Annotated in this window: 22 protein-coding genes; 10 read left to right on the top strand and 12 right to left on the bottom strand. The window is 57.3% G+C overall.

Going from position 1 to position 25,238, the window contains the following annotated elements:
- Window positions 1-22 precede the first annotated feature (22 nt).
- Complete coding sequence (locus tag C3406_RS09465; protein WP_255410156.1) at window positions 23-1,210, top strand: benzoate/H(+) symporter BenE family transporter; 1,188 nt, start codon at window positions 23-25, stop codon at window positions 1,208-1,210.
- On the opposite strand, the gene C3406_RS09460 is transcribed toward C3406_RS09465, so the two are convergent.
- Window positions 1,190-2,062 (bottom strand): AraC family transcriptional regulator, encoded by an 873-nt coding sequence (locus tag C3406_RS09460; protein WP_103822067.1) that lies wholly within the window; start codon window positions 2,060-2,062, stop codon window positions 1,190-1,192. The two genes, C3406_RS09465 and C3406_RS09460, sit on opposite strands and share 21 nt — an antisense overlap.
- A gap of 174 nt (window positions 2,063-2,236) precedes the next feature.
- On the opposite strand from C3406_RS09460, the gene C3406_RS09455 reads away from it, so the two are divergent.
- Entirely contained in the window at window positions 2,237-3,133 is an 897-nt protein-coding gene (locus tag C3406_RS09455) for a DMT family transporter (RefSeq protein ID WP_103822068.1), read from the top strand.
- A 35-nt stretch (window positions 3,134-3,168) separates the two neighbouring features.
- Here the strand turns inward: C3406_RS09455 and C3406_RS09450 are convergent, their stop codons facing one another.
- Both C3406_RS09450 and C3406_RS09445 read right to left on the bottom strand, forming a co-directional pair.
- Window positions 3,169-3,840: a DUF3313 domain-containing protein gene (locus tag C3406_RS09450; RefSeq protein ID WP_103822069.1), complete on the bottom strand. Its 672-nt coding sequence runs from the start codon at window positions 3,838-3,840 to the stop codon at window positions 3,169-3,171.
- Window positions 3,841-3,979: 139 nt separating this feature from the next.
- A complete protein-coding gene (locus tag C3406_RS09445; protein WP_103822070.1) occupies window positions 3,980-5,572 on the bottom strand; it encodes an ABC transporter substrate-binding protein in 1,593 nt (530 codons plus the stop codon).
- Between the two features lie 114 nt (window positions 5,573-5,686).
- Between C3406_RS09445 and pepT the strand changes: the two genes are divergently transcribed.
- Window positions 5,687-6,916 (top strand): peptidase T, encoded by a 1,230-nt coding sequence (pepT, locus tag C3406_RS09440; protein WP_103822071.1) that lies wholly within the window; start codon window positions 5,687-5,689, stop codon window positions 6,914-6,916.
- A 79-nt stretch (window positions 6,917-6,995) separates the two neighbouring features.
- Here pepT and C3406_RS09435 read toward each other — a convergent pair whose 3' ends face one another.
- From C3406_RS09435 to tehA, 3 genes are all read right to left on the bottom strand, one after another.
- Complete coding sequence (locus C3406_RS09435; protein WP_103822072.1) at window positions 6,996-7,430, bottom strand: hypothetical protein; 435 nt, start codon at window positions 7,428-7,430, stop codon at window positions 6,996-6,998.
- 370 nt (window positions 7,431-7,800) lie between these two features.
- On the bottom strand, window positions 7,801-8,397 hold the full coding sequence (gene tehB, locus C3406_RS09430) for a tellurite resistance methyltransferase TehB (protein WP_103822073.1): 597 nt from the start codon (window positions 8,395-8,397) through the stop codon (window positions 7,801-7,803).
- Window positions 8,394-9,398 carry a dicarboxylate transporter/tellurite-resistance protein TehA gene (gene tehA / locus C3406_RS09425; protein WP_103822074.1) on the bottom strand — a complete coding sequence of 335 codons (1,005 nt, stop codon included), beginning with the start codon at window positions 9,396-9,398 and terminating at the stop codon, window positions 8,394-8,396. The genes tehB and tehA overlap by 4 nt, the downstream gene beginning before the upstream one ends.
- Before the next feature lie 122 nt (window positions 9,399-9,520).
- Here tehA and ydcK point away from each other — a divergent pair, with 122 nt between their 5' ends.
- A complete protein-coding gene (ydcK, locus tag C3406_RS09420; RefSeq protein ID WP_103822075.1) occupies window positions 9,521-10,501 on the top strand; it encodes a YdcK family protein in 981 nt (326 codons plus the stop codon).
- Here the strand turns inward: ydcK and rimL are convergent.
- From rimL to C3406_RS09400, 4 genes are all read right to left on the bottom strand, one after another.
- Window positions 10,496-11,044: a 50S ribosomal protein L7/L12-serine acetyltransferase gene (gene rimL, locus C3406_RS09415; RefSeq protein WP_103822076.1), complete on the bottom strand. Its 549-nt coding sequence runs from the start codon at window positions 11,042-11,044 to the stop codon at window positions 10,496-10,498. The genes ydcK and rimL overlap by 6 nt on opposite strands.
- A gap of 49 nt (window positions 11,045-11,093) precedes the next feature.
- Window positions 11,094-12,749: a glucan biosynthesis protein D gene (locus C3406_RS09410; RefSeq protein WP_103822077.1), complete on the bottom strand. Its 1,656-nt coding sequence runs from the start codon at window positions 12,747-12,749 to the stop codon at window positions 11,094-11,096.
- A gap of 247 nt (window positions 12,750-12,996) precedes the next feature.
- Entirely contained in the window at window positions 12,997-13,770 is a 774-nt protein-coding gene (locus C3406_RS09405; protein ID WP_103179733.1) for an ABC transporter substrate-binding protein, read from the bottom strand.
- 11 nt (window positions 13,771-13,781) lie between these two features.
- Window positions 13,782-14,951 (bottom strand): pyridoxal phosphate-dependent aminotransferase, encoded by a 1,170-nt coding sequence (locus C3406_RS09400; RefSeq protein WP_103822078.1) that lies wholly within the window; start codon window positions 14,949-14,951, stop codon window positions 13,782-13,784.
- Between the two features lie 110 nt (window positions 14,952-15,061).
- Here C3406_RS09400 and C3406_RS09395 point away from each other — a divergent pair, with 110 nt between their 5' ends.
- Complete coding sequence (locus C3406_RS09395) at window positions 15,062-15,904, top strand: LysR family transcriptional regulator (protein WP_103822079.1); 843 nt, start codon at window positions 15,062-15,064, stop codon at window positions 15,902-15,904.
- On the opposite strand, the gene C3406_RS09390 is transcribed toward C3406_RS09395, so the two are convergent.
- Window positions 15,891-17,399 (bottom strand): carboxylesterase/lipase family protein, encoded by a 1,509-nt coding sequence (locus tag C3406_RS09390; RefSeq protein WP_103822080.1) that lies wholly within the window; start codon window positions 17,397-17,399, stop codon window positions 15,891-15,893. The two genes, C3406_RS09395 and C3406_RS09390, sit on opposite strands and share 14 nt — an antisense overlap.
- Before the next feature lie 42 nt (window positions 17,400-17,441).
- The gene (gene hglS, locus C3406_RS09385) at window positions 17,442-18,785 is read right to left on the bottom strand and encodes a 2-oxoadipate dioxygenase/decarboxylase HglS (protein ID WP_103822081.1); all 1,344 of its coding nucleotides are present in this window, start codon (window positions 18,783-18,785) and stop codon (window positions 17,442-17,444) included.
- 435 nt (window positions 18,786-19,220) lie between these two features.
- Here hglS and C3406_RS09380 point away from each other — a divergent pair, with 435 nt between their 5' ends.
- The 5 genes from C3406_RS09380 (at window position 19,221) to C3406_RS09360 (ending at window position 25,076) form a co-directional block, all read left to right on the top strand.
- Complete coding sequence (locus C3406_RS09380) at window positions 19,221-21,620, top strand: DMSO/selenate family reductase complex A subunit (protein ID WP_103822082.1); 2,400 nt, start codon at window positions 19,221-19,223, stop codon at window positions 21,618-21,620.
- Window positions 21,604-22,236, top strand: a complete 633-nt coding sequence (locus C3406_RS09375) for a DMSO/selenate family reductase complex B subunit (RefSeq protein WP_103822083.1) — start codon at window positions 21,604-21,606, stop codon at window positions 22,234-22,236. Before C3406_RS09380 ends, C3406_RS09375 begins: the two co-directional genes overlap by 17 nt.
- Window positions 22,229-23,062 (top strand): dimethyl sulfoxide reductase anchor subunit family protein, encoded by an 834-nt coding sequence (locus tag C3406_RS09370; RefSeq protein ID WP_103822084.1) that lies wholly within the window; start codon window positions 22,229-22,231, stop codon window positions 23,060-23,062. The genes C3406_RS09375 and C3406_RS09370 overlap by 8 nt, the downstream gene beginning before the upstream one ends.
- Entirely contained in the window at window positions 23,062-23,946 is an 885-nt protein-coding gene (locus tag C3406_RS09365; RefSeq protein ID WP_103822085.1) for a 4Fe-4S binding protein, read from the top strand. The genes C3406_RS09370 and C3406_RS09365 overlap by 1 nt, the downstream gene beginning before the upstream one ends.
- A 206-nt stretch (window positions 23,947-24,152) precedes the next feature.
- Window positions 24,153-25,076 (top strand): LysR substrate-binding domain-containing protein, encoded by a 924-nt coding sequence (locus C3406_RS09360; protein WP_103822086.1) that lies wholly within the window; start codon window positions 24,153-24,155, stop codon window positions 25,074-25,076.
- Window positions 25,077-25,238 lie beyond the last annotated feature (162 nt).

The following is a 25,238-nucleotide window of genomic DNA, read 5'->3' as shown; positions in this document are numbered from 1 at the left end:
CAGTGCTACATTCACGGCTGTTATAACGCACAACGGAGCTCCCATGCGCGCATCTTCGCTCACCTTTCCAACCGTTTTGTCCGGTTTCGTTGCCGTCCTGGTGGGCTACGCCAGCTCTGCCGCCATTATCTGGCAAGCGGCAGCGGCGGCAGGCGCTACGGCCCCGCAGATTGCAGGCTGGATGACCGCCCTGGGTCTGGGGATGGGGATCAGCACGCTGGGGCTGTCGTGGTGGTATAAAGCACCGGTGCTTACCGCCTGGTCGACACCGGGTGCCGCCCTGCTGGCAACCAGCCTGCAAGGGGTCACGCTTTCAGAAACCATCGGCATTTTTATTTTTGCCAATGCCCTGATCGTTATCTGTGGCGTCAGCGGCCTGTTCGCCCGGCTGATGAAGATCATTCCCCATTCACTGGCGGCGGCGATGCTTGCCGGGGTGCTGCTGCGCTTTGGGTTACAGGCCTTCAGCAATCTGGAGGGGCATCTGCTGCTGTGTGGCAGTATGCTGCTGGCCTGGCTGCTGACCAAAGCCTTTGCTCCACGCTACGCCATCGTCGCTACCCTGCTGGTGGGCGGATTAGTCGCGGCGCTGAAAGGTGACGTTGTCACGGAAAAACTGACTTTCGCGCTGGTAATGCCGGAATTTATCGCCCCCACCTTCAACCTCACCACCCTTATCAGCATCGGCCTGCCCTTCTTTTTAGTCACCATGGCGTCACAGAATGCGCCGGGGTTCGCCACGATGAAAGCCTCCGGCTATCCGGTGGCCGTCTCACCGCTCATCATTGTCACCGGCGGCCTGGCGCTGCTGCTGTCGCCGTTTGGCGTCTACTCCATCTGTATTGCGGCGATCACCGCCGCCATCTGCCAGAGCCCGGATGCGCACCCGGATGCCGGTAAACGCTGGCTGGCTGCGGCTGCGGCGGGCGTCTTTTACCTGCTGGCCGGCATTTTCGGCGGCTCGATTAGCGGGCTGATGGCGGCTCTGCCGCTAAGCTGGATCCAGACGCTGGCAGGTCTGGCGCTGCTGGGCACCATCAGCGGTAGTCTGCATCAGGCGCTACATAATGAGGCGGAACGCGATGCCGCCATCGTGACCTTTCTGCTGACCGCCAGCGGCGCAACCCTTGCGGGGATAGGCTCGGCGTTCTGGGGGCTGATGGCGGGCGGCGTCTGCTACGCCCTGCTGCTACGCACTCGCCGCACGTAGCTGGGACGGCGTAAGCCCGGTGGCGGCGCGAAAGCGGTTGCTGAAATGGCTGGCGGAGCTGAATCCGCATGCCAGGGCAATGTCGGTGAGCGGCTGGCGGGTGGTCCGCACCAGGGTTTTGGCCTTCTCCATCCGCCGCTGCATCACGTACTGGTGCGGCGCCATCTGCATCGACTGACGGAACATACGGGCAAAATGAAACTCGCTTAAGCTGGCCTGGGCTGCCAGATCCGCCAGGGTCAGCGGCTGGGCCAGATTCTCTTCGATAAACGCCAGCACATTACGCAGGACGAACGGCGACAGGCCACCGGTGATGGTCGGCAGCGACCACTGGACGTTGCTGTAGTGCTGCACCAGATGGGTCAGGAGCAGCGTGGAGGCGGTACTCAGCGTGAGCTGATTGGCAGACTGCTGCCAGTCGCAGCCGAGGATAAAATGGCGATACAGGGCGGTAATGCTGGCGTCGTCACCAAACAGATTTTCGTCCAGGGTAAAGCTGTAGGGGCTTTTGTCCCACACCTGCTCCCCCACGTTACGCAGATGGGCATCGGTACAGTAGAGATGCACAAACGACAGATCGTCGCGAATATCCCAGGTGGACTCGCTCTCTTTCGGCATCAGGCAGAAACGGTCCGGCCCGCCGCCGTTTTTCCAGCCGGCAGTGGTTTTGTGATAGCTCTCGTAGCCGTCGGCGATATAGAGACTGAGCGTATGGTGATCACAATACTGGGTGATGGTGTCGCGCTTGTTTGACCAGGCCGCCAGCTGGATCCCTGAATTCAGCGCCACGGCATTGTGTAATACCGCTTTATGTTTGCGCAGATTTTCAAAGGCACCATAGGTCTCAGCCATAACCACTCACACCGTTGTTAATAAGAGTTAACAAGTCTAAAAAGAACTGCCCTTCAGTACCACCCCGGGTCAGGAAAAAAGCGCAAGAATATGCAAGTCCGCCGCAAGTCTGTGAAAGAAGGTCATTCTCCCTGCCGCCATACTGACCCAGACTTTGCTGATAAGAGAAAAAAGATGAACGCATTTTTGTACGCTCTGGTCGTGATTATCTGGGGAACCACCTGGATTGCTATCTATCTACAACAGGGGCCGGTTCCCGCGCCGGTCTCTATTTTCTGGCGCTTTGCCGTCGCCACCGCCACCATCATGGCGGTGCTGCTGGTTCTGCGCCGCCTGCGTCCGCTGGCCTTGCGCGACCATCTGTTTTGCGGCCTGCAAGGATGCTGCGTCTTTTGCTTTAATTTCTGGTGTTTTTACACCGCGGCGGCGTATATCAATACCGGGCTGGAGTCGGTAATTTTCTCCATGGCGGTGCTCTATAACGCCCTGAACAGTTTTCTCTTTTTTGGTCAGCGTCCGCCCGCGCGTTTTTATCTGGCGGCGGCGCTGGGGCTGCTCGGCATTATTACCCTTTTCTGGAACGATCTGTTAGCCAGCGGCTGGAGTGCCGGTCTGCTGTTCGGCATTGCCCTCTCGGCGCTGGGCACTTACGGTTTTTCGCTCGGCAATATGATCAGCCTGCGCCACCAGCGCAATGGTCTGGAGACCATGACCACCAACGCCTGGGCGATGCTCTACGGTACGCTGGTGATGGGGGCAATTGCGCTGATCCGCGGGGATGATTTTACGCCGGTCTGGTCGGTAAGCTACATGGGTGCCCTGCTCTATCTGGCGCTCTTTGGCTCGGTGATTGCCTTTGGTGCCTACTTTACGCTGGTTGGAAGAATTGGCGCAGGCAAGGCGGCTTACAGCACCCTGCTATTCCCCCTGGTCGCGCTCTCATTTTCGACGGTGTACGAAGGCTATGTCTGGCACAGCAACGCCATTGCCGGGCTGCTGCTGATCTTAACAGGGAATCTGGTGATGTTTGCCCGTCCGGAGAACTGGTTCAGACGGTTGCGAACGGCGTAAAAAAACCGGCCTGCACGCTGCAGGCCGGCCTGATATTATTGGGTTTTATGCACGTCAAACATGGTGGCATCGGTCGCCATGTCATCCACAACCTGCTTCAGGGTTGCGAAGGTCATTGGCGTGTTTTCATTACTCAGCTCTTTACCTTCCCCTTTACGCACCACTTTGATGACCGGCTTGTTGGTCTTAGCGTCAATCAACTCGCCTTCAAAGAAGAGGTGGGTATCCATGGTACGATGGCCGGTTGCCATCTGTGTACCCGCCACGACCAGCGCAACAGGGACAACTTCATAGAACTGCAGGCCTTCTTTCTGCGAGCTCACACCAGTAATGGCGCCGCGGAAGATCAGGCTGCGTGAACCTGGCGTCGTCACAATCGGCTTACGCTGGCCGATAGCAGTTTTCATTTTGGTGTTGGTGTAGTTTAACAGTTCATCCAGCGTACGCTGGCCGATCTGGGTCGTTGGCTTTGGTGCCGGATAATAGGTGATATTGTTCCAGATAATGCTGTCGTAGTTCGCTTCGTTATAAGACTGATCAACCCAGCGCAGCGTTGGCTTGCCCGATGCGGAAGTCGTTTCTTTAAGCCCTGAGTAGTCTTTTAAAAAACCTGAATATTGATCAGGCGCGGCCACTTTTGACGCACAGCCAGCGAGAAGCAACAGGCCGGAGAGCGCGGCAACTTTAAATAAAGTGTTAGTACGCATAATGGGTGTATCCCTGTGAAGTGCAAATATGCAATTGAAGTTATAGCAAAAGTTGGCAGGAAAAAAAGTGACAAAAAATGAGGAAGAGAGCACAAATTGAAAAAAATTGCCCGTAACGATAACGGGCAGTGATAAATGATTATTTTACATCCACTTGCCAGAATAAATGTTTACCGAAAGGGTCTATTTCATAGCCCGTGACTTCTTTACGGACGGGTTCGAAAATAGTTGAGTGCGCAATCATTACCGCAGGCATTTGTTCGTGCATCATTTGCTGCGCCTGTTTATATAACGCCACCCGTTTATCGTGATCGGTAATGGATTTAGCCTCGGCAATAATTTTATCAAATGGCGGATAACACCATTTCGCGGAATTAGAACCGCCGTTGGCTGAGGTACAGGTAAAGAGCGGGCCGAAGAAATTATCCGGGTCGCCCGTTGCGGTTGTCCAGCCCATCAGCGCCGCCTGATGCTCGCCGCCCTTCACCCGCTTCAGGTATTCACCCCACTCGTAGGTGACAACTTTGGTCTGCACGCCAACTTTTGCCCAGTCGGCCTGAATCATCTCGGCCATCCGTTTGGCATTCGGGTTGTACGGACGCTGTACCGGCATCGCCCACAGGTCGATGGTCATCCCGTTGGCAAACCCGGCCTCTTTCAGCAGGGCTTTGGCTTTTTCCGGATCGTAATCGTAATCCTTCAGCTCGCTGTCTGCGCTCCAGACGCCCGGCGGCAGCAGGTTTTTGGCCGCCGTTCCGGTACCCTGGAAGACGGCCTCAATAATGGCCGGTTTGTTGATAGCCATCGCCAGCGCCTGACGCACTTTGACATTATCCAGCGGCGGTTTCTGGGTGTTAAACGACAGGAAACCCGTATTCAGCCCGGCCTTGCTCATCAGGTTAAGATCTTTATTGGCCTTCATCCGCGGCAGGTCGGCGGGGTTCGGGAATGGCATTACCTGACACTCGTTTTTCTCCAGCTTGGCGAAGCGCACCGAGGCGTCCGGGACGATGGTGAACACCAGACGATCCAGTTTTGCTTTACCCTGCCAGTATTCCGGGAAGGCGGTGAACAGAATGCGCGAGTCTTTCTGGTATTTCGCCAGCTTAAACGGCCCGGTGCCAATCGGCTCCATATCCACCTTCTCTGGCGTGCCGGCTTTCATCATCGCATCCGCATACTCGGCGGAGAGGATCGAGGCGAAGTACCACGCTAAGTCCGCGACAAACGGCGCTTCCGGATGAGCGAGGGTGAAGCGCACCGTGTGATCGTCCACTTTATCAATGGCGGTAATCAGCTTGCCAAACTCCAGGCTTTCAAAATTCGAATAGTTACCGTTAGAGACGTTGTGATAGGGATGCTTCGGATCTTTCTGCCGCATAAACGAGAAGATCACATCATCGGCGTTAAAGTCTCGCGTTGGGGTGAACAGCTTGTTGCTCTGGAACTTCACCCCCTTGCGCAGATGGAAGGTGTAGACCTTGCCATCTTCACTCACCTCCCAGCTTTCGGCCAGGCTTGGCACCAGATCGGTAGTGCCAGGCGTAAAATCCACCAGCCGGTTATATACCGGCACCGCGCTGGCATCCACGCTGGTGCCCGAGGTATAGAGTTGCGGGTTAAAGTTCTCAGGCGATCCTTCGGAACAATAGACCAGCGTTTTAGCGGCAACGGTGGAACTGACCGTCAGCGCGGCGACGGTTAGCGCCAGTTTTGTGAGGTTGCTTTTCATCGCGTTTTCCTGTCTTTTAATTTGACGGCTAATGAATTTTTGTCGTGCCAAACCATAAATATCATTAAAGTGATTTTGCAAACACCTGATAACTCAAATAAAGAAGGATCCACCATGGCTTCTGCGCTCGCCAGACAATTAACCCAACGCTTCTTTCGCTACCTGGCCGTCACCAGCCAGAGCGACCCAAAGGTGAAAACCCTGCCCTCCACACCCGGCCAGCATGAGATGGCACGGATGCTGGCCGCAGAGCTGCAAACGCTGGGTTTGTCGGAGATCGTGATCGACGAATTTGCCACCGTCACCGCGGTAAAAAAGGGCAATGTACCCGGCGCGCCGCGAATCGGTTTTATCACCCATATCGATACCGTTGACGTCGGTTTGTCACCGGATATTCATCCACAGATCCTCACCTTTACTGGAGATGATCTCTGCCTGAATGCCGAAAAAGATATCTGGCTGCGGGTCAGCGAACACCCTGAAATCCTCGCTTATCCCAATGAAGAGATCATTTTCAGCGACGGTACCAGTGTGCTGGGTGCCGACAACAAATCGGCGGTGACGGTGGTGATGACGCTGCTGGAGAACCTCACCGCTGAGCATCAGCATGGCGACATCGTGGTGGCCTTTGTGCCGGACGAAGAGATTGGCCTGTGCGGGGCGAAAGCGCTGGATCTGGCCCGTTTTGATGTCGATTTCGCCTGGACCATCGACTGCTGCGAGCTGGGGGAGATTGTTTACGAAAACTTCAACGCGGCGGCGGCGGAGATTCGCTTTACCGGCGTGACGGCGCATCCGATGTCGGCGAAGGGCGTGCTGGTGAACCCGCTGCTGATGGCGACCGACTACATCAACCATTTCGATCGCCTACAAACACCGGAGCATACCGAGGGCCGCGAAGGTTATATCTGGTTTAACGGTATTCAGGCCGGGCAAAACGAGGCGTTGCTGAAGGCGAGCATTCGTGATTTCGACCGTGAGAGCTTTGCCGCGCGCAAGGCACAAATTGGCGACGTTGCGGAGAAAATCGCTGCCCAGTATCCCACCGCGAAGGTGAGCTGGCATATCGAAGATACCTACAGCAACATCAGTAATGCGGTGGGTGACGATCGCCGGGCAATCGACCTGATGTTCGAGGCGATGGAAAGTTTAGGCATCACGCCAAAACCGACCCCGATGCGCGGCGGCACCGACGGTGCAGCGCTTTCGGCGAAGGGACTGTTAACGCCAAACTTCTTCACCGGCGCCCATAACTTCCACTCGAAGTTTGAGTTTTTACCGTTGAAATCGTTCGAGGCGTCGTACAACACGGCGCTGCAGCTCTGTCTGCTGGCGGCGCGTTAAGCGGGTTGACGTTTTATTCCGTTTTCACTTAACGTGCGCAAACTGGAGAACCCGGCCATGACATGACCGGGTTAATTTTTTATTTAACCTGACGGTTATTATCTGCTTTAAGCTCTTCCCAGGATGCTTCGAGTATCCAGAGGCACTTAGCGCCATCGCTCGTTTTCAGTAGCGCCTGCCGCGTACGCTGGTAGAACGCCTCGATCTCTGCCGCTGATTTCTCGGTCGGAGGGGTACAGATGATGTCGCTACCAATCATGTGCGGCCATTTTCCAGCATCAATGGTTTGCATCACCCGGAGCGTAACGGTGGTGTTCGTTGACAAGGCTGAGGCCATCGCGTCTTCAAGTTGTTGAGCCTGCTTAACGTCAGCGATTGCAGCCAGCGCCGGGATCTGTTCAATCCACTCCGCCTCGCCAGCAGCCACGCCGCGCAGAGCGGAAGGCCAATCTGTTTCTTCAGCCATTGCCGGAAGTGAGATAAGCGCTAGCAGGAAAACGGCCAGCCACTTCATCGCACCACCTCCAGATCGGTGCTGTCGCGGATTATCTGCCGACGTGTCGACAACGAAAGAATAATACAGCCTGCAATGCGCGGGATTGCCATTTAGTTAAACTCCATTTAAGAAAATCCTGTAGTGTTATGCACTTACATGCCATCCCACGCTATAGCTTAAAAAAGCATCCGTCAACTTCTGTACGACGGGACGTTAAACGCCCTGCTGTTTCCTTGATGAAAATAAAATAAGCCGGAAAAATCTGGCCTGGGTCTGATAACGAACCTGTTTACCATTGCATTCGCGGATACGCCGGGTGGCGGCTGCGCCTTACCCGGCCTACGGTCTTGTAGGCCCGTGCAAGCGCAGCGCCGCCGGGCAAGAACGGTTACGTCGGTTTACGCGCCAGCATCGTGGCAAAGCGCAGCTTAATGCGGTTCCCCTGGGCATCGGTGCGGTGCAGCTCGCCTACATCCTCGTTATACTTCAGCAGTTCCCAGCCCGCATAGTAGTGGCTTAACTCGCCGGTTTTAAACGCGAACGGGAAGCCAACGTTGCACGGATAATCGTCGGTATCCATTGCCGCCACAATCAGGTTATACCCGCCCGGTTTCGTGCAGCGCTGCATGTTGTCGATAAGATTGGGGATGGTTTCCGCCTGCAGGAACATCATCACCACGGTAGAAAGAATAAAATCGTATTCGCCGTCAAAGCGCAGGGTGTTGAGATCCTGGACCGCCGTCTGCAGGTTAGTGATGCCCTCTTTCGCCTTGATGCTCTCGATATTCTCGATGCCCATCGGGTTTTTATCCCACGCGGTGACGTCAAAGCCGTTCGCCGCAAGGTAGAGGCTGTTTCGTCCGTTGCCGCAGCCGAGATCCAGCGTCTTGCCCGGCTTAACAATCCCGGCGCTGTACAGCACTTCGGAGTGGGTACGGGTCAGGCCATATTTTTCGGTAAAGTAGTTCTCATCAAACACAGTCATTCTTTTTCCTCAGCTTGCATAAGCGTTGCTTTGTCTGCACGAACCAACAGTTTCCCCTGCATCAACAGGATAAACGTACGCACCAGTAATAGCGCAATGATGGCATTGGTAAAAATAAAGAGCGGAATGGCGATGGCGTGAAAGAAACCGGACGGGCTGCTCTGCCCCAGATGCAGACCGGTGGTGGCCAGCGCCGAGACGCCGAACGAAAAGCTCCAGAATGAAGCATTAAAGGGCTGCGACAGATACCAGGGCATCAGCCGCAGGGTAAAGAGTAATTGCAGCAGGCCGTAGCCGAACAGCATTTTGGCAAAGGTATCCGCCTCGCCGCCGTTGACGCTGAGCCACGCGCTGCAGGCCACCAGCGCAGGGGCCAGCTGAATACCGAGAGATGAGCGCATCGGCGCAGGCAGTTCCCCCGCGCTGCGCAACCGTTGCAGGATCACCGGCTCCAGGCTCAGCCAGGAGAAGACCCCCGCACCGAGAAACACCAGCCCGGCATCGTGAAACCCGAGCGCGCCGCAGGCCATGGCGCTGATAAAGTTGTTGGCCACCGTCGGCAGGTAGAGCCCGGGAGTGGTCGCCTCTTCCGGATGTTTGCCGCGCCACAGCCCGGCGGATTGCCACGCCGCATAGCTCAGCTGCACCACCACGCCCACGCTAAACAGAGCCAGTGCCAGGGGGCGATACCAGGGCACAAAGCCGATGGCCACCAGCATGGTGGTGGCCGGGAACAGACTTACAAAGCTGCTCATTACCGGATGGCGCATCTCCGCCAGTACGCTGCCGGGAAACCGCACCGCGCGGGTGATGAACGCCACGGTCAACAGCAGCCAGATCGTCATTGCCAGCGTCACCAGCATCTCTCCCGGCCAGTGCGGCACCGGCCAGATGGTGCTGGCGTAGCGCCAGGCGAAGCCCATACCGATGGTCCCCAGCACCATACCGTAGTAACCAGCGGGTAAATTCAGAACGCGTTCAGTCGTTTGCGTTTTATACATATTTTTTAATCTATAAATTATATTTGAAATGCTAGTTTAAGGAGTTTCATTTACCTATGCCAGTGTTTCGATCAAGCTAAAGTTTGCTACGTTTAGTAAAGAGGACAACTGCGGGCACTGTGATGAAAAAATATCGACTTAGCGAGGAAAGCCGTCTGCACCACTGGCAGGATGGCGAGACCAAAACAGCGGTAAAGGTGCGCCAGATTATCGCCGCACGTGATTTCAGCGATGTGAAAAGCGGCACCCGGGGCGGTTGGATCGACGACGAATCGGCGCTCTCGCAGGAGGATGACTGCTGGATCTACGACGAGAACAGCGTGGTCTTTGCCGGGGCGCAGGTGAGCGGTAACGCGCGCATTACCCGGCCCTGCGTAATTAGCCATCGGGCATCTGTCGGCGATAACGCCTGGGTGGACGGGGCCGAGATCAGCCACAGCGCGCGCCTAAGTGACAACGTCACCGTTCAGTCTTCGGTGGTGCGTGGCGAATGCCATCTTTTTGGGAACGCCCGTATCCTGCACAACAGCATGGTGATCGCCGCCAAAGGGTTAACCCCGGACAATGAGCAGATCCTGCGTATTTTTGGCGAGGCGACCGTCAGCCAGTCGCGGGTGGTGCATCAGGCACAGATCTACGGCAACGCCATTGTCAGCTACGCCTTTGTAGAGCATCGCGCTGAAATCTTTGACAACGCACTGATCGAAGGCAACGAAGAGAATAACGTCTGGGTATGCGACTGCGCCAAAGTCTACGGCAACGCGCGCCTGCTTGCGGGGCTGGAGGAGGATGCCATCCCTACCCTGCGCTACAGCTCCCAGGTGGCGGAAAATGCCCTGGTTGAGGGCAACTGCGTCATCAAACACCATGTGCTGATTGGCGGCGAAGCCTGGCTACGCGGCGGACCGATTCTGATAGATGACAAAGTGGTGATTCAGGGCCGGGCGCGCATTCGCGGGGAAGTGCTGATCGAGCATCATATTGAGATTACCGATGACGCGGTGATCGAGGCGGCGGAAGGCGAGATGATCCACTTGCGTGGTGAGAAGGTGATTAACGGCGCGCAGCATATCACCCGCACGCCGCTGCTTGGCGCATTATGAGGTGCAGATCCGGGCGTAGATATTCTGGTCGTCATAGCGTCCGTTGAGGAATTCCGCCTCTTTCAGACACCCTTCCAGTACAAAGCCGTTGCGCAGCGCCACCTGATTGCTGGCGGCGTTGTCAACGCGGCACTTGATGACGAAACGGCGGATCTCTCCGCGTCCGGCATAGTGGCGGATAAACGCCTCCAGCGCCTGGGACAAAATACCCTGCCCCTGATGGGCTTCATCCAGCCAGTAGCCGATATAGCCGGTTTTATTCAGCGGTTCGATGGCGTTAAACGACAGCACCCCCACCAGCGCATTATCGTGAAAAATCAGGAACATTTTGGCGTAACCGCGCTGATGCAACATCTGGTTGCTCTGAATGTTCTGGCGGGTATCCTCTTCGGAGCCGACATATTGCGGCCAGTTAAGGTAGTCCTGCAACCACGCCCGGTTTTTGATCACCAGATTATGCAGCTCGGTGGTGTAACGCTCGTCGGCGGCACGCAGTTCGATATGCGCATTGACGGGAATGATCTCTTCAGTTGGTGTGGTCATCGTGCATCCTCTGCAACGCCGAGCGGCGCAGCCGCCACCCGGCAAAGGCTTAACGCATTACGCGGTCGTCTACATACTGACGTTTATCCGGCGCGGGCGGGAAATAGTGATACAGCCAGGTTTCGCTGATCGCTTCGCCCTGGCAGCGCAGGAACATCCGTATATCCACCGTATCGGTCGAATCGCTGGTCGGGTACCAGTCAAACTGGATGCGATAGCCATCGAACGGCTCCACGTAGAGGATCTCAATCTGCTTCGCTTCGCCACTGGAGAGGGTGATCACCGGCTCGATCCCTTTTGGCGCGGCCGCTTTCAGATCGCCGCCAACAAAATCGACCGCAAAACGACGCGCCCACACTTTCGGGTAGTGCTCGCCAGGAGCCCAGCCTTCCGGGAAGCCGCCCATGCCGGTGCGGGTAGCCAGCACGTTTGCCAGTGGGGAACGGACCGGCGGCCTGGCGCTCCAGTAGAGACGGTACTGGAAGTTCAGTTGATCCCCCGCCTTCACCGGTTTTTCCGGCTGCCAGAAGCAGACCACGTTATCCAGGGTTTCGCCGGTGGTCGGGATCTCCATCAGCCCGACGGTGCCTTTGCCCCACTGGTTACGCGGCTCAACCCACAGGCTTGGGCGCTTGTTGTACCAGCCCATGATGTCCTGATAGTGGGAGAAGTCGCGGTCAAGCTGGAGCAGACCAAACCCTTTCGGGTTTTTGTCGGTATAGGCGTTGTATTGCAGTTTTTGCGGGTTATTCAGCGGACGGCAAACCCACTCGCCGTTGCCGCGCCACATCGCCAGACGATCGGAGTCGTGGATCTGCGGATGAATGGTATCGCAGACGCGACGCTCGTTGTTGCCGCAGGCGAACATGCTGGTCATCGGGGCAATACCCAGCTGCTGGATCTCTTTACGGGCATAGAGATGGTTTTCGACTTCCATGATCACCTGCGTCTTCTCGCAGTGGATCACAAACTTATAGGCCCCGGTGATGCTCGGGCTGTCGAGCAGGGTGTAGACCGTGAAAGTGGTCGCCCCGGGTTTAACGGTTTCGAACCAGAAGGCGGTGAAGTCCGGGAACTCCTCGGTGCTGTCGGCGTAGGTGTTCAGCGCCAGGCCGCGGGCGGAAAGCCCATACTGATAGGTGTCGTCCACCGCGCGGAAGTAGCTTGCGCCGAGGAAAGAGACGATATCGCGGCGCGCCAGCTCGGGCGATTTAAAGGCGCGGAAACCGGCGAAGCCTAAGTCGCTCTGCCCTTCCAGCTGCTTTGTATCGACCCCCGCGTCGTGGTAGTTGAAGAGTTCCGGGCGGAAGTGGATCTCTCGCGCCTGGGCGGTCTGGTTATCCAGGGAGAACATGCGCACCCGACGGCGGAAGCCCATCCCGACATGGAAGAACTGCACATCAAGCTGGCGGTTTTCGATGTTGTTCCACAGCGACTGCTTTGGATCGTACTGGATGCTGTTGTAAGCCTGCGGCGTCAATGTGGCGAGCGTATCCGGCAGCGGACGCGGCGCACCACCCCACGGTGTTTGCGCCAGGTCGTGAGCCATGGATTGCAGCACAGAAAAGTCGAAACGGCGGCTGGTGCCGTCCGCAATATCCGATTCAGCTGCACTGGCCGCCTGGGAAAAGAGTGCGGCGAAACCGGAAGTCCCGCTCACTGCGGCTACGGCCAGGGAGCCTTTTAAAAAACGTCTGCGATTCATGCCTGGAAAAACGTCCTTATGGTCGTGGGGTGGTGGGTTTCGCTTAAGGCGAAACAACGGCAGAAATAACATCATTAAAAGGGCACAGCCTAAACAAAAACGGTTAAGAATCCAATTGTTGGCAGGCGAGAATATGAACAAAGCGCGAAAGAATTTTCTGTCGAGGGGAATTGCCTGAAACGGAGGTAAAGTTATGTTTAAAACAGCCCCCGACGGAGAGCATCGTCGGAGGCTAAGGGTAAGATGATTATTTCACGCTGACATCAATGCCAGGGAAGTACTTCTGCGCGAGTTTGTCGATGGTGCCGTCAGCACGGACTTTATCAATAGCGGCATCAAGCTGCTTTTTGGTGGCCTCATCGCCTTTACGCAGGCCATAGCCGATCCCGCTGCCGAGGATGGTGTCATCGGCGACCGGCTTACCGATAAAGCCAAAGCCTTTCCCCTGCGGCTTGCTGAGGAAACCCGCCTGCCCGGCGGCAGACATCACCAGCGAGGCGTCAATACGGCCATTCAGCAGATCGCCCCAGGCCATGTTCTGATCTTTATACGACACCACGGTGACACCCTGTTTTTCCCAGTGCTCCTTGGCGTAGGTTTCCTGAATGGAGCCCTGTAACACGCCCACGGTTTTGCCCTTCAGCCCTTCCGGGGTGGCGTCCACCGCGCTACCGGTCTTGCCCACCAGCTGAGATGGAATACGGTAGATCGGCTGGGTAAAGTCGATGCTCTGGCGACGCTGGTCGGTGATGTTCATCGCCGAGTTGATGGCGTCGAATTTCTTCGCCACCAGCCCCGGGATCAGCGCGTCAAACGAGGTTTCAACCCAGCTGCACTTCAGGGCCGCCGCCGCGCAAATCGCGTTCCCCAGCTCAATATCAAACCCTTCCAGCTCACCCGAGGCGTTACGGCTCTCAAAAGGCGGATACTCTGCTTCTACGCCGTAACGTAATTCGGTTGCGGCAAGTGAGGAAAACGAACACAGCAACCCCAGGCCGACAACGAAGGCTTTTACTTTCATGACTGAACTCCTTAGCGTGGTTTTACCCGACACAGGGCCTGCGCACCTGCCCGTAATGTCGCCTCATCTTTGGCAAAAGAGAGACGGATTAATTTGTTATCTGTCCCGTCGGTATAGAACGCCGAGAGCGGGATCGTGGCAACACCGTAATCAACAATCAGCCGTTTCACCATCTCGCTGTCGCGTTCATCGCTGAAGTGGCTGTAATCCGCCAGCAGGAAGAAGGAGCCTGCGCTCGGCAGCAGACGGAACGGTGAATCGGCCAGTAGATTGACCAGCAGATCGCGTTTGCGCTGGTAGAACGCCGCCAGCGACAGCCAGGTTTGCGGATCGGCCATATGTTCAGCAAACGCGTACTGCATAGGGGTATCGGCAGAGAACATCAAAAACTGATGGATTTTGCAGATCTCATCCATCAACTGCGCCGGGGCGACACAGTAGCCGACGCGCCAGCCGGTGACGTGGTAGGTTTTGCCAAACGACGAGACGATCACGCTGCGCTCCGCCAGCCCTGGATGGGTGGCCATGCCGTGATGCGGCACGTCGTCAAAGACCACGTGCTCGTACACTTCGTCAGAGAGAATAATGATATCGGTGTTGCGGGTGATCGCCGCAAGCTGCGCCAGATCCTCCGCCGAGAAGACCTGCCCGCTCGGGTTATGCGGCGTGTTGACGATAATCATCCGGGTGCGCGAGGTAATGGCGGCGCGCACTTCATCCCAGTTCACCGCAAAATCTGGCACCGTCAGCTTGATGGCCACCGGCGTCGCACCCTGCAACCGCACTATTGGCGCATAGCTGTCAAATGAGGGCTCAAAGTAGATCACCTCATCACCAGCATGCACCAGCCCGCTGATGGCCGAGTAGAGCCCTTCGCTGGCGCTGGCGGTAACTAACACTTCGCTGGCGGGATCGTACTGCGTGCCGTAGAGGGAGGCGATCTTATCGGCGATGCGTTCCTTCAGCGACGCCAGCCCGGTCATGGAGGCGTACTGGTTGTGGCCCGCCTGCATGGCGCGGTGGACGCCCGCCACCAGGGCGGGATCGCAGTCGAAATTCGGCGCGCCCTGAGAAAGGTTGATGGCATTGTGTTCAGCGGAGAGCTGACCGATAACGGTAAAAATCGTGGTGCCAACGTCCGGCAGTTTGGAGCGGGGTTGTATCGGAGTACGCAGCGTCATCGGAATTTCCTCTGGTGAATAATGCATAACTATTCAACCTGAACGCTATTGTGGCGACAATCGAATTGTTGTCATAATAGCCATGATAAAAAATCATACCTGGAGGTTCTGTGTCGCATCGCGCATTCCCGCTCACTGCCGTTGAGGCGTTTATTGTTACCGCCCGACACCTGAATCTGACCCATGCGGCAAAAGAGCTCTGCCTGACCCAGGGGGCGGTGAGCCGTAAGATCGCCGCCCTTGAAAGCTGGTTTGGTTTTCCGCTGTTTGAGCGCCACGCCCGCGGGCTGCGTCTCTCCTCTCAGGGCAGCGCCCTGCTGCCGGATCTGCGCGCGTCGTATGAACATTTTCTCACGGTGGCGGACCAGGCCCGGGCGCAACAAACCGTGGTGCGCCTGAAGGTGCCCACCTGCGCCATGCGCTGGCTGGTGCCGCGGCTGCTACAGGTAGAACGCGAGCAGCCTGAATTGCAGATTGCCTTGACCACCACCAACGATCACAGCGTCAATTTCAAAACCGAATCCTATGATGCCGCCATTGTCTTTGGCACCCACCTGAGCGCGGGCGATCTGCTGTTTGAAGAGGCATTAACGCCGGTATTAAGTCCCCTGCGCCAGGGCACAGCGGTGGAGTCGCTTACCTACCTGCACCCGACGCGGGATAAAACCGACTGGTCGCTGTGGCTGGAGAAACAGGCCGTACAGCCGCCTGCCATGCACAAAAATCAACACTTCGACACCATGGATCTGGCAATCACTGCCGCTATTCAAGGGCTGGGTGTCGCCATTGCCGACGAGACACTGGTGGCGGAGGATATCCGCGCCGGGCGGCTGGTGCGGCCTTATGCAAGCAGCGTAAGAACCGGCGCCAGCTACCGGCTGGTGCTGCGGGAGTCGCGCGGCAAAGCGGCGGGGCTGGCCGCCTTTCGCGCGTGTCTGCTTAATCCAGGCTGACGTGGTGCTTCATCACCCGTTTAAACAGCACCATGCGGGCGCGCATAAATCGGTTTTCAAGCTTAAAACCCGCATGTTTATTCACTCCGATACGTAGCAAAACGTCCCGCCTGCGGTGACACGCAGGCCAGCGCGTCGGGCCATTCAGCGTGTCGCACTCCCGGCTGGCATGGCGGGCAAAGTTGACCCAGTAGTCGGCAACCTGGGCGGCAAAGGCCTGGTCGTTGACATTAACATACTGTCGGGCAGGCTCGGCGAGGGTGAGCGTATCAAACACATACGGCACCTCGTTGCCATGCCAGGCCCCGTTGATGTAGGTGGCATGTTCGGCTTCTGCAACATAATCGAACCAGTAGCGCCAGCACGGCTCCCCTACCCGCTGCTGGGCCTGCATCACCACAAACCCCAGGGTGGTGAAGGCCATATCGCGGCATACCTGACGCCCCAGTTCGGTATCGTCTTTGACGCCGGGATAGAGCAGCTTGATAAGCCCCAGTCCCAGCCGCCGCTCCCGGCGCAGCTTCTGGATCTGCCCGGCGAGATCGATGCCAAACACCCCCATCACGCTGGCTTCATCGCTGTTGGAGCCGACCATGATCGGCACCGGATGGTGGCGGGCGGCAAAAAAGACCTCCAGCATCGGCTCCGGCAACACACAATCCCCATGGATCGGCGCAGGAGCTATGTTGAGCGGTGCCGTCAGCGGCCAGAACGCCTCAGGCGGGATCGCCCGCAGCTGCTCTGCGGTGGCGTTTTCCAGCCCAAAATGGGCCGCCAGCGCCTCGCCTTTTTTAAGCGCCTGCTCCCGGGGCGTATCCGGCAGGGTGTAGCCGCTCTGGATTATCGCCTTATGAAACAGCCCTTTTGCCAGCGGCGAGGCCAGCAATGACAGCACGCTGCGCGCCCCGGCAGATTCACCAAACAGGGTGATGTTCGCCGGATCACCGCCAAAGGCAGCAATGTTGTCGCGCACCCATTCCAGGGCCGCTATCTGATCGAGCAGGGCAAAGTTATGTACCACCCGCTCCTCTTCTCCCGCCAGCGCCGGATGGGCAAAAAAGCCCAGATGGCCGAGCCGGTAGTTGAGCGTCACCACCACGACCCCGCGCTGGGCCAGCGCTTTTCCGTCGTAGGGCGGCAGCCCGCCTGCGCCAATGGTAAAGCCGCCGCCGTGCAGCCAGACCATTACCGGCAGCGGCGCGGCACGTTCCATCGGCGACCAGACGTTCAGATAGAGGCAATCCTCCGAGAAACGGCCCGGATCGCCCCCACCCAACTGCTGGCAGTACTCGCTGCTTTGCCAGCTTGACGGCGAAAAGGCGGTGGCCTGGCGCACGCCCTGCCAGCTTGCCACCGGCTGCGGCGAACGCCAGCGTAATGCGCCCACCGGCGGCGCGGCATAGGGAATGGCGCGCCAGACCTGTACATCGTCATCGGTGATGCCGCAGATATCGCCGTGGCACGTGGTCACTATCGGGGAAGAGACGTTTTCCATATCGACCTTCAGTTGCTATCACATCCCCGCAGAGTACCGTTTTTAAAGCAAACCGCAACGTCGCTTGCTGCGCTCTTCCGCTTCCTGATAGAGGGTGAACTCGTCCAGCACCGGGCAGCCCAGCGCCTCTTCAAAGGCATCACGGCTGGCATTGCCGCGGGTGCGGGCCTGGGTCTCGTTACCAAGGTTGGACTGGAAAATCCCGGCGGCACTCACCGGCAGGAAATCTTCATAGGTGATGGGCTGGGCGACCACCCAGCCGCGCTCGATGAGCGGCTGCGGATCGTCGCCGGGGCCAAAGGCGTGGCGGTGCGCCTCTCCTGCCGGGGTCAGGCGATAGCGGAACCACGCCAGCCCCTGGCGGCGCAGGAAGATATCGCTGTCGGGAAAGGCCTGGAAAACCTCCTGCAGATGCAGCTGGTGGGTCAGATTATCCTTGCCGGTTCCGGCCTCCGCCAGCAGGCGATCGTAGAGCTCGCGCCCTTTCGGGGTTAACGCCACGCCGCGCTGTTCAATTTCGCCAAAACGCGCGGTATGGGTTCCGCGCGCTTCTCCGGCAAACAGTACCGGCTCCTCCAGCGCCTTAAAGCTGGTCTGGCGCAGCAGAAGCGGCATCTCCCGGCGCGGCGGCCCCTCGATGAGCATCTTCGGCTCGATGCCATATTCCGGCATCAACGCCTGCACCCGGTCGATATCCAGCGTGCGCGGCGTCAGGTGGTTGATATGGCAGCCCGGGAAGCAGACCACGTCGGCAATCAGCCGGTGTTCGTTGTGCAACGCCAGGTATGTCTCATGATCGACCGTGGCGTGACGATGCCAGCGGAAAGTCTCCAGCGCCTCCTGGACAAATTCGTCGGCCTGCGCCGGGGTGAACGCCCCTTCCGCCTCGTGCAGTTCAATCAGCGCCAGGCAGCGGGGAGTAAAGATGTTGCGACGGGCAAGGATCTTTGCCGCTTTCTCGCGCAGGGCAACATTGTCTATCAGTTCAAGGCGCAGCAGCGAGGTAAAGATACGAAACGGGTTACGGCATAGCGCGGCATCGTCTACCGGGCGAAAGGCGGTGGAGTGGACCGGCACCCCGGCCTGGGAGAGATCGTAATAGCTGACCGGGAACATCCCCATAATGGCGAACATACGTCGCAGGGTCGCCAGCTCCAGGGCCGTACCAACACGGATCGCCCCGTGGCGTTCGAGGTTGAGGCGGGCGAGTTCATCCGCGTTGGCCAGTTGTTCGTGCAGCTTCGGGTTGTTTTCCAGTACCGCCAGATTCACATCCGCTACCAACTCCAGCAAGGTGCCATACTGCGGAACTTCCTGCTGGTACATCGCCGACATAGCCTGCGAAAAGTTTTCCCGAATATCATCAGCCGTGATGGTGTTCGCCATGATGTCATGCCTCCAGTGAATATTACCTGGAGTGTAGAGAAGGCCGTTGCTGCTGTTTGGAAGAATTTACGAATTGTGATCTGAGTGGTTGGCTGCCTGTTTTTCATGCTTCGCTGTTCAAGGAGGATAAAACATCCGGTCTTAAGTGAAACGAAAATATCCCCTAACAAACATTTATATCCTGCATTATTAACAGGGGCAGCACTGTACATATTTTAACTTTTATTATTCTGATTATTTATTGATATTCTCGTTGACGTTAACTCTATGGCCGATTTATTTGTTCAATTTCCGCACTAAGAATAAATGATAATTATTATCGCAATAGTCTGAATTTTCCGCCGTTAATCCTGGTTAATTACCCTCTTTGATAAATATCAACTACCCCTTTTAAGGCATCAGGGAAAATAAGGCTATTTTTTATGAGGGAATAATATGTCTGTACCTGAAAACAATGAAGATGACTTCCCGTCCGGGGTGTCGCGCAGAAGTTTCCTGAAGGCGGGTTCCGCCGCCATCGCTTTGCCTTTTTTGACCTCCGGGCGTGCAAGCGCCTCCACGCCTGGCGCAGAGGCCCCTGCGGTGGGTGCGACGCCTGCCGCACGGGTGGTGCAAACCTGCAGTACCTTTGACTGCGGCGGTAAGTGCGATATTCGTGCGCATATTGCCGATGGCGTGGTTACCCAGATTACGACCCGGCCGGATGCCGCACTCGATCCCGATATGCCGGTGATGCGAGCCTGCGTGCGCGGTCGTAGCTATCGTAAATTTGTTTATCATCCCGATCGTCTGAAATATCCAATGAAACGGGTGGGTAAACGTGGCGAAGGTAAATTTGAACGCATATCCTGGGATGAGGCGACAACCCTTATCGCGGATAATATTACCCGCATTACGAAGAAATACGGACCTGAATCCCGCTTCGTGCACAATAATACCGCAGTCAGCGGCGGCACTTTTTCCGGCGATAAAATGATGCGCCGCTTATTGAACCTGACCGGCGGGCATCTGGAATATTACCACTCCGTCAGTATGGGCAATACCGCCGCCGCCACACCTTATACCTACGGCACGGTCGCTACCGGCAATTCCCTTGATACGTTGCAGGATACCCGCCTGGTGATCCTCTGGGGGCATAACCCGACGGAAACCATTTTCGGCCATACCAACCACTATTTTCAGCAGATGAAGCAGAACGGCACCCGCTTTATTGTCGTCGACCCGCGCTACTCCGATACCGTGTCGTCGCTGGCCGATGAGTGGGTTCCGCTTTTACCGTCAACCGATAACGCGTTGATGGATGCGATGATGTACGTCATCGTCAGCGAAAACCTGCACGATAAAGCCTTTATCGATCGCTATACCCTGGGGTTCGATGAGGAGAACATGCCGGAAGGGGTACCTGCTAACGAGTCGCTGGTGGCCTATCTGATGGGCAAAAAAGATGGCGTGGTGAAAACGCCGGAATGGGCGGAAAAAATCACCCACGTCCCGGCCCAGACCATTCGCCAGCTCGCCCGTGACTACGCCACCACCAAACCTGCGGCGCTAATCCAGGGATGGGGGCCGCAGCGCCATATCTGCGGCGAGCGCACCGCCCGTGGCTCCACGCTGCTGGCGACCATCACCGGTAACGTCGGCGTAAAAGGCGGCTGGGCAGCGGGCTACGGCGGCATCGGCAACCGTAAGTTTGCCACTGGCCCGGAGATGCCTGACAACCCGGTGAAAGAAAAAATCTCGATCATGAACTGGGTGCAAGCCGCCGATGACGCCAGCAAGGTGACGCCGGAAGATGGCCTGACAGGGGCAACGCAGCTGAAGAGCAATATTCGGCTCCTGTTCTCGCTGGCGGGCAATTACCTCGCCAACCAGAACCCGGATATTCATCAGGCGGTAAAAGTCCTGGAAGATGAATCCAAAATTGAGTTTATTGTCGCAAGCGATCTCTACCTGACGCCTAGCGCCCGCTATGCGGATCTCCTGCTGCCAGAAACCAGCTTTATGGAGCGCTGGAACATCGGCGAAAGCTGGGGTACCGGCAGCTATCTGATTCTGTCCGAAAAGATCGTTGAGCCTGAATTCGAACGCCGCTCTGACTATGACTGGCAGCGCGAGGTGGCGGCGAAGCTGGGTATCGAAGCGCAGTTTAGCGAAGGCCGCAGCGAGAAAGAGTGGATTGAACACATCTGGGAGCAGACGCGCCTCTCCATGCCAGATGAACATCTGCCTACCTTTAGCGAGTTACAGCAACAGCGTCAGCATCTGTTCAAAAGCAAACCGCATATCGCCTTCGAAGCGAACATCCGCGACCCGGAGAATAACCCGTTCCCGACGCCGTCAGGCAAAATTGAGATCTTCTCCAAGCGGCTCTATGACATGCATAACCCGGACATCCCTGCCCTGTCGCACTATGTTCCGGCCCATGAAGGCCCTGAAGATGAGCTGACGAAACAGTTCCCGCTGCAGCTCATCACCTGGAAGGGTAAAAACCGCGCTAACTCTACCCAGTACGCCAACCCGTGGCTGCAGGAGGTGCAGGTCCAGAAGCTGTGGATCAACCCGCTGGATGCGGAGAAACGCGGCATTCGCCAGGGAGACACGGTCCGTATTCATAACCAGCGCGGCATCTGCCAGGTACCGGCAGAAGTGACCGTCCGGATCATGCCTGGCGTCGTCGCCATGCAGGCTGGCGCCTGGTGGCAACCGGACGCCAACGGCGTCGATCTCGGCGGTTGTCCAAACGTTCTTAGCTCGGCGCGTATCACTCCGCTTGCTAAAGGTAATGCTCATCAAACCATGCTTGTGGAGGTCGCAAAGTATGACGCAGCAGTTTAATGATTTTCCTCCCGTCAGCGATAAACAGCTGGGGTTCTTTATCGATTCGTCCCGCTGCTCAGGCTGTAAAGCCTGCCAGGTGGCCTGCAAGGATAAACATAATCTCGAGGTGGGGCGTCGCTTCCGCCGCGTTTACGAGGTGAAAGGCGGCGGGTTTATCCCGACCGGCCAGGGCGGCATGGCGCAGAACGTCTTCGCCTATACCCTGTCGATCTCCTGCAACCACTGCGCAGATCCGATCTGCACCAAAAACTGCCCGACAACGGCCATGCACAAGCGGCCCGGCGACGGCATCGTGCGGGTTGATACCCGCAAGTGTGTGGGCTGCGGCTACTGCGCCTGGTCGTGTCCTTATGGCGCGCCGCAGATGAATGAAGAGACGGGCCAGATGTCCAAATGCGATTTTTGCGTCGATCTACAGGCCAAAGGAGAGCAGCCCGTCTGTGTCGCCACCTGCCCGCTGGGTGCTATCAAGTTCGGCCCGATTGACGAGCTGCGCGCCCGCTACGGCAGCATCTGCGATGTGCAGGGACTGCCGGATTCATCCATCACGCATCCTAACCTGGTGATCAAGCCGCACCAGGGGGCAGAGAAAGAGGAACAACCGCATGCATGAGTTGCCATTACTGATATTTACCCTTCTGGTACAGGGTTCCGTTGGCATCACGCTGTTCCTCACATTCGGCGCAGGGGCGGCAAAACCTGTACCGCAGGCAACGCGTCAGCTGCTGCCGGTATTGCTGATAGCCTGCGTGATGGGCGGCCTAGGGTTAATCGCCTCCACCCTGCACCTGGGCTATCCGCTGAATGCCTTTAACGCGCTGCGCCACGTCGCCAGCTCGTGGTTAAGCCGTGAAATCGTCTTTGCCAGCTTCTACCTGGCTGTGCTGGGGCTGTGTACGCTGATCCTGCTGGTGAAAAAAACGCTGGTCAGCTTCCTGTTGCCCGTTGCGGCAGTGCTGGGGCTGATTGACGTCTGGTGCATGAGTGCCATCTACGCCAACAGCACCATCATCACCTGGATGCATTTCAACACCTGGCTGATGTTCTATGGCGCAGTGGGCATTCTCGGCGCAGTGGCGATGGCCTGGCTGCCCGTTCTGAACACCGATGCGGTGATGCAGACGCGTCGCACCCTGATGCGCCTGGCGGTGGTGTTCGTGGTGAGTATTGTCGCGATCCGCCTGCTGGCGCAGCCTGCGTACATGGATTATCTTGCCAACGCGCCGCTGAAAAACGTGGTGACGCTGCCTCATCAGCCGCTGGAGGCATTTGCCCGGCTCGAAGGGCTGCGCCTGGTCAGCTGGATAGCCTCCGTCCTCGGGGCGGTACTCTTTGCCGTAAGTGGCTGGCGCAACCGCAGAACCGGGCTCCTGATCGGTGGCGGGCTGCTGGTGTTGGCAGAGATCGCGTTTCGCTTTGTTTTCTTTAACATTCACTGATGGCTATTTTTCGCCTTAACGCTAAGCCCCCTGCGCCTCCCGGCGTGGGGGCTTCTTGTTTGCGTAACACCTTCCCTCGCCACCCCTGTCGCGCCTGCGCAGACGCGTGCCCGGTGGCGGCTATTACCCTTTCCGCCGCCGGGCAGACGATCGATGACGCGAGCTGTCTGCGCTGCGGTAACTGCCTGTTTCCGTGTCCCACCGACGCGCCAGAAAATCTGTCACCTGCGCTCAGGAACTATCGGGCCGATCGCTTAGTCGCGCCGTTTTCAGCCTGCATAACCGTCGATGAATTGCTGATGTGGCATTTCCAGTACGCTATCCGGGGCGTGGAACTGGAGAGCGCGGCCCATCCGGTGTGGGTCCGGGCCGTCGCCGAATTAAATCTTACCCTGCGCCAACTCCGGGAGCCGGAGTGGCAAATTTTTCCGCCGACGCCCCGCGCCGTTAACCCGCTACGTCGCCACTGGTTACGCATCCCCGAGGAGAACGTCCAGTCAGGCCGGGTCAGCGTTGGTCGCCGCGCCCGCAGAGCGCTCTTATCGACCGTCAGCGAGTACCAGCTCTCCTTGTCGTTATCCCGGTGTGTGGCCTGCGGCGCCTGCGCCAGAGCCTGTCCTGAAAACGCGCTTCAGCTCACTGACACGGCGCTGGAGTGGGATCCTGCCCGCTGTACGGGGTGTAACAGTTGTACCGCTGTCTGTTTTTCCGATGCGATCCGCATTGTGCATCAGATACAGGCCGCAACGCCACAACGCTATCCGTTTGCGGCAAAAACCTGTCGCAGCTGCCATCACACCTTCTACACCTTCTACACCTTCTCCTCTGAGGCGGATCGTTGCCATATTTGCCAGCGCCACGCCTATGCAATGCGGGAAGCATAGCCCGTCTGATGTTGCCATTTTGTTATGCAAAATGGCTTTCGTCCTCATAACCTCCTCCCTGGCCACCTCTGATAGCGCATGTAAGCGACAGATTTTATTCAATGCTTTACTAAAACTGATGAAATGTTAACGATATTTTGCTATCAAGTTATCAAAATTAAATAACTTTCCTTGTCACGTTGAAGGCTCTGTTTTTAACATCGCTTATGGAAAAAAATGGTTTGTTTTCTCAGCGCATTCGTCTGCGCCATTTGCACACTTTTGTGGCCGTCGCTCAGCAGGGTACGCTTGGGCGCGCGGCTGAAACCCTTAACCTCAGCCAGCCTGCGCTTTCAAAAACGCTGAACGAGCTGGAGCAACTCACCGGCACCCGGCTGTTCGAACGCGGGCGTCTGGGCGCACAACTGACGCTGGTGGGGGAGCAGTTCCTGACTCACGCAGTCAAAGTCCTGGATGCCCTGAATACCGCAGGCCAGTCGCTGACGCGGCGTAACGATGTGGTGCCCGATGTGGTGCGCATTGGTGCCCTGCCCACCGCGGCGCTGGGCATTTTGCCGGCGGTCATCGGCCAGTTCCACAAGCAGCAGCGCAACATCACCCTGCAGGTCGCCACCATGAATAACACCATGTTGCTGGCGGGCCTGAAGTCGGGCGAACTGGATCTGGGGATCGGCAGAATGTCGGACCCGGAGCTGATGAGCGGCCTGAACTATGAGCTGCTCTTCCTGGAATCCCTGAAGCTGGTGGTACGTCCCCGCCATCCGATCCTCAACGATACCGTGACCCTCAGCCGGGTGATGGAGTGGCCGGTGGTGGTGTCGCCGAAAGGCACCGTGCCGCGCCAGAACGCCGAAACCTTGCTGCAAACCCAGGGATGTAAACTGCCGCCGGGCTGCATTGAAACTCTCTCGGCCTCATTGTCGCGTCAGCTGACGGTCGATTATGACTATGTCTGGTTTGTCCCGTCCGGGGCGGTGAAAGAGGATCTGCGTCAGGGCTCGCTGGTGGCGTTGCCGGTGACCACACCCGGCCCCGGCGAACCGATTGGGGTATTAACCCGCGTGGATGCCCCGCTCTCCGCCGCCACCCAGACGCTGCTGAGCGCGATACGTAAATCGATGCCCGTCTAATCACACTTCTCTCCAGCCCGTCGTGATGACGGGCTTTTTGTTTCCATTACTCAAATAATGCGAAATCATTCATTAACAATTGCACTAAACAATTTAACAGATTTATCATACCCGCCGATTTCACCAAATGGTTCATTCAAATAACACAGCAGTGAACTCACT

This window comes from Leclercia sp. LSNIH8, assembly GCF_002920195.1.
Taxonomy (GTDB): domain Bacteria; phylum Pseudomonadota; class Gammaproteobacteria; order Enterobacterales; family Enterobacteriaceae; genus Enterobacter.
Note: the sequence above shows the minus strand (reverse complement) of the source record. Positions and strands in the feature narration are given on the sequence as shown.

Coding starts and splice junctions, on each gene's coding strand:
- ydcK (WP_103822075.1), top strand. CDS start 9,521: ATGAAAAAATATCGACTTAGCGAGGAAAGCCGTCTGCACCACTGGCAG.
- C3406_RS09405 (WP_103179733.1), bottom strand. CDS start 13,770: ATGAAAGTAAAAGCCTTCGTTGTCGGCCTGGGGTTGCTGTGTTCGTTT.
- tehA (WP_103822074.1), bottom strand. CDS start 9,398: ATGTATAAAACGCAAACGACTGAACGCGTTCTGAATTTACCCGCTGGT.
- C3406_RS09370 (WP_103822084.1), top strand. CDS start 22,229: ATGCATGAGTTGCCATTACTGATATTTACCCTTCTGGTACAGGGTTCC.
- C3406_RS09435 (WP_103822072.1), bottom strand. CDS start 7,430: ATGAAGTGGCTGGCCGTTTTCCTGCTAGCGCTTATCTCACTTCCGGCA.
- C3406_RS09445 (WP_103822070.1), bottom strand. CDS start 5,572: ATGAAAAGCAACCTCACAAAACTGGCGCTAACCGTCGCCGCGCTGACG.
- C3406_RS09390 (WP_103822080.1), bottom strand. CDS start 17,399: ATGGAAAACGTCTCTTCCCCGATAGTGACCACGTGCCACGGCGATATC.
- C3406_RS09380 (WP_103822082.1), top strand. CDS start 19,221: ATGTCTGTACCTGAAAACAATGAAGATGACTTCCCGTCCGGGGTGTCG.
- hglS (WP_103822081.1), bottom strand. CDS start 18,785: ATGGCGAACACCATCACGGCTGATGATATTCGGGAAAACTTTTCGCAG.
- C3406_RS09460 (WP_103822067.1), bottom strand. CDS start 2,062: ATGGCTGAGACCTATGGTGCCTTTGAAAATCTGCGCAAACATAAAGCG.
- rimL (WP_103822076.1), bottom strand. CDS start 11,044: ATGACCACACCAACTGAAGAGATCATTCCCGTCAATGCGCATATCGAA.
- C3406_RS09410 (WP_103822077.1), bottom strand. CDS start 12,749: ATGAATCGCAGACGTTTTTTAAAAGGCTCCCTGGCCGTAGCCGCAGTG.
- C3406_RS09375 (WP_103822083.1), top strand. CDS start 21,604: ATGACGCAGCAGTTTAATGATTTTCCTCCCGTCAGCGATAAACAGCTG.
- C3406_RS09455 (WP_103822068.1), top strand. CDS start 2,237: ATGAACGCATTTTTGTACGCTCTGGTCGTGATTATCTGGGGAACCACC.
- tehB (WP_103822073.1), bottom strand. CDS start 8,397: ATGACTGTGTTTGATGAGAACTACTTTACCGAAAAATATGGCCTGACC.
- C3406_RS09400 (WP_103822078.1), bottom strand. CDS start 14,951: ATGACGCTGCGTACTCCGATACAACCCCGCTCCAAACTGCCGGACGTT.
- pepT (WP_103822071.1), top strand. CDS start 5,687: ATGGCTTCTGCGCTCGCCAGACAATTAACCCAACGCTTCTTTCGCTAC.
- C3406_RS09450 (WP_103822069.1), bottom strand. CDS start 3,840: ATGCGTACTAACACTTTATTTAAAGTTGCCGCGCTCTCCGGCCTGTTG.
- C3406_RS09365 (WP_103822085.1), top strand. CDS start 23,062: ATGGCTATTTTTCGCCTTAACGCTAAGCCCCCTGCGCCTCCCGGCGTG.
- C3406_RS09360 (WP_103822086.1), top strand. CDS start 24,153: ATGGAAAAAAATGGTTTGTTTTCTCAGCGCATTCGTCTGCGCCATTTG.